The sequence below is a fragment of the Arenibacter hampyeongensis genome, from assembly GCF_002909255.1.
Taxonomy (GTDB): Bacteria; Bacteroidota; Bacteroidia; order Flavobacteriales; family Flavobacteriaceae; genus Arenibacter; species Arenibacter hampyeongensis.
Map to the genome: position 1 here is coordinate 106930 of NZ_PIOB01000005.1, position 12403 is coordinate 119332.

General features: G+C 39.1%; 10 protein-coding genes. 8 read left to right on the top strand and 2 right to left on the bottom strand.

Annotation, left to right across the window (positions count from 1 at the left end; translation table 11 throughout):
• Positions 1-64 precede the first annotated feature (64 nt).
• The 6 genes from CWD91_RS13710 (at position 65) to CWD91_RS13740 (ending at position 7548) form a co-directional block, all read left to right on the top strand.
• Positions 65-727 carry a hypothetical protein gene (locus tag CWD91_RS13710; protein WP_192877672.1) on the top strand — a complete coding sequence of 221 codons (663 nt, stop codon included), beginning with the start codon at positions 65-67 and terminating at the stop codon, positions 725-727.
• 140 nt (positions 728-867) lie between these two features.
• On the top strand, positions 868-1632 hold the full coding sequence (locus CWD91_RS13715; RefSeq protein WP_103441532.1) for a YHYH protein: 765 nt from the start codon (positions 868-870) through the stop codon (positions 1630-1632).
• 10 nt (positions 1633-1642) lie between these two features.
• Positions 1643-2242, top strand: coding sequence for a toxin-antitoxin system YwqK family antitoxin (locus tag CWD91_RS13720; RefSeq protein WP_103441533.1), 600 nt, complete (start codon positions 1643-1645; stop codon positions 2240-2242).
• The gene (locus CWD91_RS13725; RefSeq protein ID WP_103441534.1) at positions 2220-2912 is read left to right on the top strand and encodes an SCO family protein; all 693 of its coding nucleotides are present in this window, start codon (positions 2220-2222) and stop codon (positions 2910-2912) included. Before CWD91_RS13720 ends, CWD91_RS13725 begins: the two co-directional genes overlap by 23 nt.
• Positions 2913-3350: 438 nt before the next feature.
• Entirely contained in the window at positions 3351-4943 is a 1593-nt protein-coding gene (locus CWD91_RS13735) for a sulfatase family protein (RefSeq protein ID WP_103441536.1), read from the top strand.
• 130 nt (positions 4944-5073) lie between these two features.
• A complete protein-coding gene (locus tag CWD91_RS13740) occupies positions 5074-7548 on the top strand; it encodes a TonB-dependent receptor domain-containing protein (protein WP_103441746.1) in 2475 nt (824 codons plus the stop codon).
• 106 nt (positions 7549-7654) lie between these two features.
• Here CWD91_RS13740 and CWD91_RS13745 read toward each other — a convergent pair whose 3' ends face one another.
• Entirely contained in the window at positions 7655-8503 is an 849-nt protein-coding gene (locus CWD91_RS13745; protein ID WP_103441537.1) for a T9SS type B sorting domain-containing protein, read from the bottom strand.
• Between the two features lie 330 nt (positions 8504-8833).
• On the opposite strand from CWD91_RS13745, the gene CWD91_RS13750 reads away from it, so the two are divergent.
• A complete protein-coding gene (locus CWD91_RS13750) occupies positions 8834-9676 on the top strand; it encodes a phosphatase PAP2 family protein (RefSeq protein WP_103441747.1) in 843 nt (280 codons plus the stop codon).
• 101 nt (positions 9677-9777) lie between these two features.
• The gene (locus CWD91_RS13755) at positions 9778-10947 is read left to right on the top strand and encodes an aldose epimerase family protein (RefSeq protein ID WP_103441538.1); all 1170 of its coding nucleotides are present in this window, start codon (positions 9778-9780) and stop codon (positions 10945-10947) included.
• A gap of 602 nt (positions 10948-11549) precedes the next feature.
• On the opposite strand, the gene CWD91_RS13760 is transcribed toward CWD91_RS13755, so the two are convergent.
• On the bottom strand, positions 11550-11993 hold the full coding sequence (locus CWD91_RS13760) for a hypothetical protein (RefSeq protein ID WP_103441539.1): 444 nt from the start codon (positions 11991-11993) through the stop codon (positions 11550-11552).
• Positions 11994-12403 lie beyond the last annotated feature (410 nt).

Below are 12403 nucleotides of genomic sequence, written 5' to 3' on the forward strand. Positions count from 1 at the left end.
ATTGAGAAGGATAAAGTCTAGGCATAATTACTTAGGCTTGATCTTTTATCTAAAAGTTAGGATTATGTATAGAAGGATTCTCATCATTTGCTTACTATTTACGGCTATGACGGTTAAGGCCCATCAGGCAGATGTTTCCACCACAATGCTGGTGGAAAAACAGGACAACAGTTGGGTGTTGCAGATCAGTGCATCCTTAACCGCCTTTCAGCATGAGATTCGAACTCATTTCGCCGATACACCTTATCAAACTCCAGAAGAGTTTCAGCAAATGGTATTGGAACATATTAAAAACAATCTCCATATCAGTTTCAATGGGGTTGGGGATATTTCTTTCAGTAATGGTGTGGTTATACTAGGTCATGAAACCAAAGTTGTCTTCGAGGTCTTCGGAATACCTTCAGAAATAAATTCGGTATTGGTTAAAAATAGCGCCTTTAAGGACATTCATAAAAACCAGAGTGCCCTATTTCTTTTTAAAGAAGGATTTAGCAAGGAACAATTTGTTTTAAATGAGGCCAATAATCACACCCTGGCGTTAGAGGTTAGCGGTAATAAGTTTGTGGAAGCAGGCCATAATGAGGCAAGTATTTTTTCGTCAAGTACAGCATTTGTTTTGTTGGGGGTTTCCGCTATAGTTGTTTTGGGTCTGAGTGTTCTGGGGTTAGGATTTTTATTCAAGAAATTCAAAAGGCGTAAAGAAATTCCTTTAACCATAATTCGCTGATTTCTTTTCGCTGAACTAAACGAGTCGTTCACTTAAAGTTTGAGGCCGTAAATGGATTTGAAGATTTTGATGTCTCCTATTAAACGAGCTTTGTCCTTGTGTAAGTGCTAATAAACTAAAATTATTTTAAATAAATTGATATGAAAAAAGAAGTAAAAGTGAATAAAGGTATCATGGCAATAGCAATGGGCTTGGCCTTGCTATTGACTACCCTAATTGCCTGTAGTGCGGATAGTGCTACTGATGAGGATACTGAAGAAACTGTTGTGACCGAATTGCATGCTGCATTTTCAGCATTCAATTCCGATGCCACCACTATTTATTTGGATGGGTCCAATGTAGTAATAGAAACTACCGGTTTGCCCAACCATGAGTCGGTTTATTGGGGAGAAGGAAATTCCTTATATAAGGAGGAACCCGATGTGGATAGAACACCAAGCATCATGTCCAGTAATAACAATGCTACTACAATTACAGTGGATGCAACTCCTAATTTAACGGGAAGTACGGTTTCTACACAGCTGAACACTATAGGAATCGCGGTAAGCGGGGCCTCTATTTTTAATGATCAAGAAGGAGGCGGCCCATTAAACCAAGCAGCGGCTAGTTTGGACTGGACGGGTGCCCATATAGGCCCTGGTGTTTACCATTATCACTTGGAGCCCAAAGCCTTTACAGATGATGATGAAAACCTAGTAGGAATCCTTTTGGATGGAGTTTTTCTTTATGGAAGACAATGTAGTTCCACAGGAACATATCCTACAGATCTGGATTCTTCCGGAGGCCATACCACTGCAACGCAATATACAGATGGAGTAGAGGAATATCACTATCACATCATCAATCAATTATATTCAACAACAGGATCTTATTTGGCTTTTGCCGGTCCATATCAGGGATACTAAAAAAAATAATATGCGACCATTTTTCATATTATTCCTGGTAACCTTTCTTTTGACCCATTGTAAAGAGGCACCTAGCCGTAACAATATAGAAGAAAAAGCTATTGTAATCGATTCTGTTGAGGTTTCCAAAAAGGAACTTGTACTTAACCAAGTTGAAGGCAAATGGTATTACAAAAACCAGCCTTACAATGGGTATTCGGTGAAATTTCATACAAATGATACTTTGGCCGAAAGACTGGGCTTTCTCAATGGAAAAAGGGAAGGCGTGGCAAGGAGTTGGTCTGAAAATGGGGTGCTTAGGGTAGAATCTACCTATCATCAAAACAGATTGGTAGGGGTGTATAAAAGCTGGTGGGAAAATGGGGTGTTGGCAGAAGAATCCCATTACGTTAATGGCTTAAAGCAAGGGGAGGAAAAACAGTGGCATGCCACAGGGCAATTGTCCAAATTAAGGCAATTGGTAGAAGGTAATGAGAAAGGGTTGCAAAAGGCTTGGTTGCCGAACGGTAAGTTATATGTTAATTATGAGGCTAAAAACGGACGCATTTTTGGAATGCTCAGGGCTAATTCATGTTATAAATTGGAAGATGAAGTTGTTGTTAGGGATTAAGTATAAAGGTTTTATTTTAATATGTTCGTTGGCACTTATTACTAGCTGCAAGAATCAAGTAAAAAAGGAGACCGTTGAAGTGGTGGAGAACAGTAGGGTGGAACATCTTCCCTACTATAGCGATGAATCCTTTACGCCACATTGGTTAACGCCGAATAGTGCAGAGGAGAAGAGTTTTCATAAAATCCCTGATTTTGGAATGGTAAATCAACTTGGAGATACTGTTTCCCAAAAGACTTTTGATGATAAGATATATGTAGCGGATTTCTTTTTTACGTCCTGTCCTGGTATTTGTCTTAAAATGACGGGTAATATGGTTAAGGTGCAGGAAGCGTTTAAAGATGACCCCGAGGTGCTATTACTATCACATTCGGTAACACCCTCTATAGATTCTGTCCAAGTACTTAAAAACTATGCCGAAAAAAACGGGGTAATGGATAATAAATGGCATTTGGTGACAGGAGACAAAACGGAAATTTACAATCTGGGAAGAAATCAATATTTTGTTGAGAACGATTTAGGGGTGCCAAAGGATATAAACGACTTTTTGCATACCGAAAACTTCTTATTGGTAGATAAAAACAAACATATTAGGGGTATCTATAATGGGTTAAACAGGGCGTCCATTGCCCAACTCATTACAGATATTAATGCCTTAAAATTGGAGTAATTGAAAGGCACCTATTTGCTAAAATTGGACATACCTTATTGATTTCAGGAAAACTTAAAAGTTATTTACTACATGCTTTTGGAAAAACATTACTGATCGTTATCCTGATCGCTTGGAAAATCAATGATCTAAATGAGATCAGGAAAAATCGTTTAGTGGAGATGAAAAGCTATCATAGCCTTTATGAAGAATTGAAAACAAATTTGAAGGTCCTGAATGGTAACACATGGACTTTCAGGAGCATTGGGATTGCCTAGCCAAAGCATTAAATCCTTAAACTTTTAAGGAGAAATTTGGCAAAGGAGAGCTTCGGAATGTACCATAGGGCCGATGTGACAATTAATAATTGAAGGATTAAGCCATTAAAGTGTTAATGGTATAGGTTATTCATTGGTTTTAAGGACGGATTTTATTAATATTAGGCCCTAAAACAAAGACATGATAAAAATAGAATACTTTTTTGTGCTTATTATTTCAGCCTTACTGTTAACACTTTCCAGTTGTAAGGATAAAACCGAAGTGAAAACCGCTGTCAATACCGAAAGACCAAATATTCTATTTATTATGTCAGATGACCATACTGCCCAGGCATGGGGAATCTATGGAGGGATACTCAAGGATTATGTGCACAACCCAAATATAAAGCGGTTGGCTGCCGAAGGTTGTGTACTGGAGAATTGTTTGGTTTCCAATTCCATTTGTACACCTAGTAGGGCAACTATCCTTACGGGGCAGTACAGTCACATCAATGGTGTTACCACTTTGGGAGCAGGTTTGTCCCCAAATCATAATAATATCGCAAAGGAGTTACAAAAGGGAGGTTATGCCACATCCATTATCGGGAAATGGCATTTAAAGCAAGAGCCTGCAGGGTTCGATTATTATGCCGTACTACCAGGCCAGGGGGATTACTGGAACCCTAGATTGAAAACCGCAGACAATTGGGAGGATTACTATGGAGGCGGGAAAGTAGTGGAAGGTTTCAGTACGGATATCATTGCCGATAAAACCATGGAGTGGATAGAAAACAGGGACAAATCCAAACCCTTTATGGCAATGTGCCATTTTAAGGCTACACACGAGCCTTATGATTACCCCGAGCGATTTAGTCATTTGTATCGCGATGAGGAAATTCCTGTTCCGGATTCCTTCTATGATCAAGGAGCGGAAACTACTGGGCGGGTCTTTAAAGGCCAGTCCATAGACAACCTACAAAAGCGTTATTTGGCTGCCACTGCAGATCCGGAATTGCGAAAGGATTATATGGCCTATCCGGAATTGCCTTTTTCGGTTGAAGGTCTTAGCGCAGTTGAGGCAAGAATGAAGACTTATCAGAAATTCGTAAAGGATTTTATGCGCTGCGGAGCTGCCATTGATGACAATATAGGTAGGTTGCTGGATTATTTGGAAAAGTCTGGATTGGCAGAAAACACCATAGTTATTTATACGGCGGATCAAGGTTATTTCTTAGGGGAGCACGGTTGGTTCGACAAGCGTTTGATCTATGAGGAATCCATTCATATGCCTTTTGTGATAAGGTATCCAAAAGAGATTCCAGCTGGGACCCGAAATAAGGATATTATAGAAAATGCAGATTTCTCAGCCTTGTTTGCCGATTTTGCCGGTATAGATTATCCGGAAACCATGCAGGGCCATAGTTTTCGAGAGAACCTAAAAGGAAATACCCCTGCAGATTGGCGCAAGCATGGCTACTATAGGTATTGGGACCATAGCAAAGATCGCCCTGGCCATTTTGGAATTCGAGGGGAGCGGTACAAGCTTGCATTTTATTACGGAAACGGACTTAAGGTAAATGAGTATACCAAAGAAGAGCAACCCGATAAATACTGGGAATTCTTTGATTTGGAACAAGACCCCAAAGAACTTCACAATGCGTATTACGATTCGGAATATCAGGATATTATATCTGGAATGAAGGCCGAAATTCTTAAACAACGGGAAATGCTCGGTGATATGGATGAAGGCAATGAGGAAATACATAAAATCATTGCTGACCATTGGGAAAGTTAGGAAACTTATCAGGGGATATCAAATACCTTTTTATCAGTCCCGTTTTTTTATTGAAATAATTCGGGATTCTGGCCATGTAACAATGTTATTTAAACGTAAATTTGACGCTTGTTTAAAAAACTGCTTCAAAATGAAATTACGATTATCCTTAATACTTGCTTTACTTCTATGCTCGACCCTTGTTTTTGGGCAGATTACAGGTAAAATTGTGGATGGTACTGAGGAATATCCATTGGAATATGCTACGGCGGCGCTTTATAACCAGGAAAATGGAGCATTGGTGGCCGGTGTAATTACCAATTTGGAGGGCGTATTTACGATTCCTGAAATAAAAAGGGGTGTTTATTATCTTGAAGCCTCATTTATAGGGTTTCAGACCAGCACAATACGCGATATCCAAATCCAAAACCGCAATGATAATACGGACCTAGGTGTTGTTTCACTTATTATTGGGGATAATCAACTTAGTGAGGTAGTGGTACAATCGGAGAGGAAGACCGTAATCAATAAAATTGACCGGCAGGTATATGATGCCAAGGCCTTTCAGAACACCCAAGGTGGATCTGCAACGGACGTAATTAAAAACTTACCTTCGGTAACGGTAAATGGCCTAGGGGAGATCAGTGTTCGCGGAACCACTGGTTTTGTAGTATTACTTAATGGGAAGCCCTTGCAGGGGAATGCAGCAAACCTGCTATCGCAATTTCCTGCCAATGCCATTGAGCGCGTAGAGCTAATTACTGCGCCCTCGGCCAAATATGACCCGGAGGGTAAAGGAGGAATTTTGAATGTCATCACAAAGAACGGTGCAGCCGATGGCGTTTATGCACAGATAAATGTAAAGGGCGGTCTGCCGTCCATTGAAAAATACGCCAATGCCGACCCTCATCAACGCCATGGTTTGGATGCCACCTATAACCTTCGTAAAGGGGATTGGAATATTTCATTGGGCGGCAATTATCAGCGGAACGATATAGGTGGAAGGAGAGAAGGCGATGTATTTACCATTATCAATGATACCCTTACCCAATTTCCTTCGGACGGGGAACGCAGCTCTGATGAAATAAATTATAGTGGAAGGTTTACGGTAGATTATACGCCCGACACAAAAAATACCTTTTCGCTTGGATTTTATGGAGGAAAACGAAGTACGGACCGTCTTGCGGATATAGTTTATTATGACAATCACGCCATTACTCCTGCACAAGACGGAGACCGGGTGTACACCTTTCAATATTATAACCACAACCTGCGCACACGCAAGGGAGATTTTGTATTGGGAAGTTTCGACTATGGACATAAATTTGATAATGGTTCCCAGTTGTCATCCTCTATTTTATATGAATACACCTTACTGGGCGGTCCTACTACCAACCAGAATTTGGGCTACCCTGATAACAATATTGTTTGGCAGGATGAGTACAATACCAATGACAACCCTTTGCACGGAGTACGTTTTCAGGTGGATTATGGCTTTAAGCCCTTCTCATTTGGACAATTGGAAACAGGTTATCAGTATAGAAACCTAAACCACACCGGCGATTTCGTTTATGAAAGAAAAAATAATAGCACTGGAGAATTTGAACTGATCCCTGAATTTTCAAGTGAGGTGGATTTGGCGCGGAGCATTCATTCCGGATATGCCCAATTGAGCGGTACACAGGAGAAATGGGAATATGCAGCGGGACTTCGGTTGGAAGCAATGGACAGGGATTTTGATCTTAGGGATAAGACCAATACCATTGACACCACCTATGTTTATGATCATGTAAAATTGTTCCCTTCGGCATCGGTGCAATATTCCTTTGAAAACAACACTAAATTGAAAGCTGCATATAGCAAGCGTGTTGAACGCACCACGACCTTTAAAATGAATCCCTTCCCAGAACGCGAACATTCAGAAACCTTGGAACAGGGGGATCCTACGCTCTTACCAGAATTCATTGATCTTGTTGAGGTGGGAGTGACCAAGAATTTCCAAAAAGGAAATTCCATCTTCGCCACTGCCTATTTTAGAAATGTCGACAATTTGGTAAATAGGGTAAATACCGTTTATAACGATACTATTCTGAACCGAATCTATTCCAATGTTGGGAAAAGTAGGTCCTTGGGACTGGAGCTGGGTACGCAATTGAAACTAACTGAAAATTGGTCCAATTTTATTGGAGGTAATGTTTACAGTTATAAAATAGAGGGAGTTTTTGATAATAGAAACATAGATAGCGATGCCGTTGTCTATTCCGTCAACGCCAACAGCACTTATAATTTTTCCGATACAGCATCGGCACAGTTTACCTTTAATTATATATCCAATCGCAACACCGCTCAAGGTGAGGATTCGCGATTCTATTCTCCCAACCTCACTATGCGTAAATCCTTTTTGGATAATAGGCTTACGGCGACTTTACAATGGCAGAACATAGATATGGGATTATTGGACACCAATGAACAGCGCATAACCACCTTTCGGGAAAATGAATTCTATACAACAACCAATTATGTGTATGAGGTTGATATGATAATCCTTAACCTTTCCTATACCTTTAACAAAAACAAAAATAAATCCAAGTTCATTGAAAGTGAATTCGGTAAGAGGGAGTTTTAGAGATGTCATTGGAAATGATACTAATAATGTGTTCAGAAGCTAATTTTTGAACCGGAGGGAGGCAAGTTGTAATTATTTGTCAATTGGAATTATGAAAAACGAATTTTTATCTCTTTAACGCAAAGTGTCCACTTAAGAAGTTATTATCGCCAAGTTCCATAGTAAACCAATAATCCGATGCAGGCAAAGGTGTACCATGGGAACTGCCGTCCCAGCCCGGGCTGTCAAAATCCAATTGACGTACCAACTTTCCATATCTGTCATATATGAATACTGCTGATCTAAGGGTTGGATTCAAATCTGCCCAGTTGGGATGCCATAGATCATTTATGCCATCTCCGTTAGGTGTAAAAAATTTTGGGTATACCATAATTTTGGCCGGGTCTATACAAATAGTAGGGTCAATGATAACACTGAAGCTGGATTGTTCCCAACATGAACCTGTATCGGTCATGATATATATAATCTGATCTTTTGTAATTATATCCCCTGCTTGCAGAATGTTGCCCGTTCCGTTGGTTTCAGTGTTGTATTGATTGGCAGAGGGGAGATCTGGGAGTTGGTAATTTTCACATACCACAATATCCCTTTGGGGGCTTAAGTATAGCCAACATTTTTCCTTGGTGTTAAATGAGTATTTTGGGCAGCCACTGGCAATTTCCATATCATTAAATGGGGTTATGGTTACGTAAATAGTAGAATTGGCCGGAAAATCTATTTCCTCGGTATAATTGACCATATAAATAGTTTTACTTAGTATGTTATCCGAGGTTGGGGAAGTGCCCAAGGTTAAAAGATAACCTGATGCTCCAGGGGATTCTGCCCATGAGATATTGGTAGAGGAAGGTATGTTTACGGAGCCGTTTGGCGGACTTACAAGAGTTGGACATTCCAACTGGGAATAAGAGACCAAGCCGAATAAGGCTAACGGTAGGTAAAATAATATTTTTAGCATTCCACATCGATCAAGTTATACAATATACTGGAAATACCTCATTTTGAAACCGATAATGCTTGTTATATTAAGGAAATATTTGCCTGTGGTCTTAATTTGGATTAATTCAACTTCTTTATGAATGAAGGTGTCGACTTTTTAAATTATCCTAAATACTTTAGGTATGGCTATGTGACCTTAACTTTTTAACAAAGAAAATTTACAAATGGTTTGGTCCACTTGCAACTAAGGATTTAGGTTTTGGCAATTAATTCTCTTTGGGTAGGCCCTTGAAATTTGAACTAGATATATAATTTGTTAATTTTGGCTATAAATAATTCCAAGGTATTAATGAATTTGAAATTTCAGGTTTTAATTTTTAGTTCAATCTTTTTTCTGGGCCTTCCCCAATTGAAGGCGCAGACCCAAGCTCTTGATACCATGAGTACAGGGAAAATGTTGGGCTATGATGGGGCGAGTGCCTTTGGAGGATTGAAACATGCCTACTCAAGACCATTTCATTGGGAAAAAGACGATTTTATAACCGCAGGGGCCATTATCTTGGGAACTGGGGCCTTGTATGCGTTTGACGAAGACAGCTCCGAGTGGTTTCGGAATCAGGAAGAGGACGTTCCAGGGATATTCAAGGAGACCGGTTATTACCTTGGAAAACCACTTTATAACTACTCCATCAATGGAGGGGTGTATTTAATTGGGCTTTTGACGAAGAATGAAAAATGGAGAAAAACAGGGGTACTCTTAATTTCCTCGGCCACCACGGTAGGATTAATTCAATCTGTGAGTAAAACCTTTGTTGGGCGGGCCAGGCCTATAGCCGATGTGGGAAAAGGAAGCTTTAAACCATTTAGCAATGAAGCTGCCTATCACAGCTTTCCATCGGGGCATACTATATTGGCCTTTACTACATTTTATGCCATAGGCAAGCAATTTAAAAATCCATGGGCCAAAGGTGGGTTTTACGCATTGGGGCTTCTTTCCCCGGTTACAAGGCTTTGGAGCGGCGCCCATTGGCTAACGGATGTGGCCTTGAGTGTGGCCGTAAGTGTTGTGGTGGTAGACTCAATAGATAAATACCTTAATAAGGAACGTTATCCTGGGATTATGTCAAAGGACAAGATAAGTTGGAGACTTCAAGTTGGACCGGGAACCATAGGCCTAAGAGGGACTTTTTAGTTTTTTAAAAAGTGTATTCTTTTTAATTAAAACATGGTGTTTGCTGGTTTTGTATATTACCATCTATTTCAACATCAACACTAATCCGCCAAGTAAGTAAGATGAAGCTTATAAAACAGTTTTTTTATAGTCTATCCTTTTTAGGGATAGTAATTTTAAGCGTAATGTGCAAGGACGAAAAGAAAAAGGAAGTAACCCAAAAGATTGAAAAAGTGAGCATTCAAAAAAGCGAATTTGGGACTGCGCCTGGTGGTGGGAAAGTGGACCGCTATACCCTTAAAAATAGTTCAGGGATGACCGTGGATATAATAACCTATGGTGGAATTATTACTTCCATCAAAGTTCCAAACAAGGAGGGTGTTTCAGAAGATGTGGTTTTAGGGTATAACAACTTAGATCAATATATAGAGAGTAGCCCGTATTTTGGTGCAATTATCGGCAGATATGGAAACAGGATAGCCAAAGGAAAATTTTCTTTGGACGGAATGGAATATAGTTTGGCCGTTAATAATGGAGAAAACCATTTGCATGGAGGAATTAAAGGTTTTGATAAAGTGGTTTGGAAGGCAATCGAGGAAACAGGCGAAAATTATGCTGCCTTAAAATTGGTGTATTTGAGCAGGGATATGGAAGAAGGCTATCCAGGCAATTTGAATATTACAGTTACTTACACGCTTAAGGAGGACAATTCTTTGGATATGGTCTATGAGGCAAGCACGGATAAAAAAACAATTGTAAACCTTACCAATCACAGTTATTTTAACCTTTCAGGGGATTTTTCCAAAACCGTTCTTGATCATGTGCTTAGTTTGAATGCCGACAATTATCTTCCGGTAGACAATACGTTAATCCCCACAGGGGAATTTGCTGATGTGGAAAACACTCCGTTCGATTTTAGAAAACCTACATCTATCGGAAGCAGGATAGAAGAGGACGATGATCAATTAAAGAAAGGCGGCGGTTATGATCACTGCTGGGTTTTAAATGGTCAGGACAAAGGACATCGATTGGTTGGAACAGCCTTTGATCCGGAAAGTGGCCGGGTTTTGGAAGTGTTCACGAGTGAACCGGGCGTACAGTTTTATTCGGGTAATTTTCTGGACGGTACCCTTCCTGCCAAGCATGGGGGAACCTATAAAAAAAGAAGTGGATTTTGTTTGGAGACACAGCACTATCCGGATTCACCAAATCAATTGGGTTTTCCATCGGTGGCACTAAATCCAGGAGAGAAGTATAATTCAAAAACAACCTATAAATTCTCTATTAAATAAGGGAAACATTGTTGTTAAGATTGTGGTTGTTTACCATTAAAACGTCACCTTCTTGAATTAGGAATCAATTTATTAAACAGGGAAATGCCTATAAATCTAAATTTATGGAAGCTTTGATAATCTCTTCTTGGTGTGGAGTAAGATAGTATGTGAAATATAGAAAAGTAAGGGGAAGTACATAAAACCCTACTCCCCCTTTAATAATTATTAATAGGTCCTTCTTTTAATTATTTTGTAGGTAATTAACGCTAGGGCTATAAGCAGACAAAACACAATAGAGATGAAGGGGTTATTGTCTATAAGCTTTACAACAGGGGCAACTATTTCCATAACATATAATGATTTCTTATTATCAAACTATTAGATCAACTATAAACGATTTTTTTACTTAGATATTTTATCTGTACAAAGGTTGCTCCAAAACTTCTTAAATAAATTTCAAAACAATCCCAATCTTTGTTAAAACTGACTCTTAAAGGGTTTTTGACGAAGTTTGGGAGTGGTGCGGGGAATAGTTATTAAGTCGCGTAAAATGCGGCTATTGCTTTTATAGCCCAAGAATAGGTTCATAAAAAAATTGGTGACTTTCGACTGGTCGGGCCTCAGTTCAGCAACCTATTTCTTTTGTCCTTTTTCATGACTTTGGTGACCAATTTAAATAGGCGCGATTTAAGTTCCCTGTAGTGAACCGAGTAGCTGTTCATTTCGGTATTCAATTCCCAATGGGTTTCCGTATATTCTTTTTCCAATTTCAACTGATCTATTTGATCCAGCATTATTTCCAATTGGTTTTCATGGGCCTGGACTTTTTTCATGAGTATGATTACCTCTTTTTCGGCAGTGGTTATGGCTCCAATAATTTCCTTGCTTTCGGTGAAAACTTCGGAATCCGTCAACTGTAAGGTATATGATTTCACCAAATCATTTAAGAACAGTTGTTCGTCCCTGATAAATTTTAATTCTGACATCCATTTCAGACTAGCCTCGTGCATTTCGTTGGGGTCAAGCCATTCTATCATTTTGTTTTTATTAATTGCAGCGCTCATAATTATGTGTTTTAAATTAATAAATGACTCTTTAGGTTTTGATATACCCAATATTTACAAGCTTAATTTTTAATTCTAAAAGCTGGTATTGGATAAAAAATGGTTGGTAGTTGCAAATTTTTATACCTGCAACCTTAAAGTTAAGAAATTGAAAAGCGCGGCTAAATGATATTGGTCATTTTTAGGATTGATATTATCTTTTTTTATTCTTAACTCTGGGCTTCCTTATTGCTCGTGTCTTCGAAAGGTTTTGGCTATTATTTACCTTGGTGGTGAACAATAAAAGAATGAAATTTTATTACTTTTTAAATTCACTTTCAAATCAAGAACTGTTGTTAATTAGTGGAAAATCAATAAATTAGATAAATTTTGAGAAGTATTAACAAATTCTTACCGTTTCGTATTTTACG